Genomic DNA, 1,599 nt, shown 5'->3' with positions numbered 1-1,599 from the left:
AAGTAAAGGATTATATGAATGGCTGCATAAAACAAGATGCCAAAAGCATCACAGTTGATTTAGCAAAGGCACTGCAACAGTTAAGCCATCAAGAAACAAAAATTACTAATCGCGCATTTGCAGAAATTACTAATTCTTGATGTAGTCAAACTTACCCTCTAGTTTTACCCTTTTAAGTGCTACGATCCTCTAGCATCTTTACTTTCTCAACTAATATTGCTATTGTATTCTGCTGCTCTTTCACTACTTTAGTTAGTACAGCAACAATATCCATTGAACTTACTGCCTTTCTGTCAAAAGTTGCCACCGTGTTCGGAACATCTTCCGCAATAAATCCATTATGTAGATTTTTTTCACTATCCGCTTTGTAACTAAACTTAACGGGGTGGAGGTCTTCTAATGTTTCAATCGCCTCCCGACTGGAAAGTTCAGCAATATTTTCTTTGACTTCCCTTGATGAAGAGGTTAAAAACAGAGTCGCACTAATAACCCCACTTGTATTAACAGTGACTTTATCTCCTCCAGACCAGAGGCGAGCCGTGCCACCTAATGCATACCAAACCCATCGTTGCCCAGCATTTGGAGTTTCTACAAACCCAGCAGTTTCTCGATTACCAAAGGAAAAACCACCACCACTACCACCACTATGAATTTCAGTGCCTCTTACGTCTAGTTTCCGAGAGGGACTTGTTGTTCCAATGCCAACACTTCCCGATACAAAAAGATTATCCAAATTCCCGGCCTGGGCTTGTGCCCGACCATTTGCAATTAAGCTAGTAATTATATTTGCGAAAACGAAACCGCCAGTGAGTCCGGTAATTTGACGACGAGAAAGATTATTAGACATTTTTACTTCTAAACTCCTGCAATTGTTGAACTTTCGAGTCAAAATATTTATGACAAACGCGGTTGAGAAAATCCTAAATTTTCATCCCATAGAGCTTTTGCAAGCATTAGTAATTTAACATGATATATACTACTTTAATGACAATATTTATTGAGATATACTTAGATTTTTCACAAAAAATCAAGCTATATTAAACTCCAAAAACTAAAAAATCACTGCGGTATACTGACTCGATTTTCAAAAATAAAAGCAGAAGTTATGATTTCAGAAAGCCTGAAGCTTCTGACTTATTGTCTCGTCTACGCTAGTTGAAACTCGGAAATGTGGTATTTGTGATGTGGCTCACAAGAGTTTTAGTCTTGCTTTGAGAAAACTACACTGTCAAATATCCGACCTAACCTGAGATAATTATTGGGGAAGAAAGTCGGTAGCCGTAAGGACGGACAGTTGGGAACTCTATTAAACCGATTTTCAGTCTAAATCAGAGAAACTTAGGATGCAGCTTTGCTTTGTCCAAGACCAAAACAGAGTTAAGATACCCGAAGTTTCCATAAATTTTCTGTATAGTCGTTGCACTACTTGACCCCATGAACACTGCTGTCGCTGTTACTTTGATGCACCGTACTCTTTTATCAGTCATAGCAGTCCTCAGCCTGCTATCACCTGTGAATGCTCAGGTATCACAGTTACCAGGCACTACTAGCCCACAACCCATTGACCCCAACGATCCCAATAACCTGCGCCCCATAACC

The 1,599-nt window shown here is 39.4% G+C and carries 1 protein-coding gene; it reads right to left on the bottom strand.

Going from position 1 to position 1,599, the window contains the following annotated elements; all coding sequences use genetic code 11:
* Positions 1 to 172: 172 nt before the first annotated feature.
* Entirely contained in the window at positions 173 to 847 is a 675-nt protein-coding gene (locus VE944_RS03345) for a tail fiber domain-containing protein (RefSeq protein WP_324972249.1), read from the bottom strand.
* Positions 848 to 1,599: the final 752 nt, after the last annotated feature.

The sequence above is a fragment of the Nostoc sp. genome, from assembly GCF_035638895.1.
GTDB lineage: Bacteria > Cyanobacteriota > Cyanobacteriia > Cyanobacteriales > Nostocaceae > Nostoc.
The sequence above is the reverse complement of the archived record's forward strand: the minus strand, read 5'-3'. Positions and strand labels throughout refer to the sequence as shown.

Coding starts and splice junctions, on each gene's coding strand:
- VE944_RS03345 (WP_324972249.1), bottom strand. CDS start 847: ATGTCTAATAATCTTTCTCGTCGTCAAATTACCGGACTCACTGGCGGT.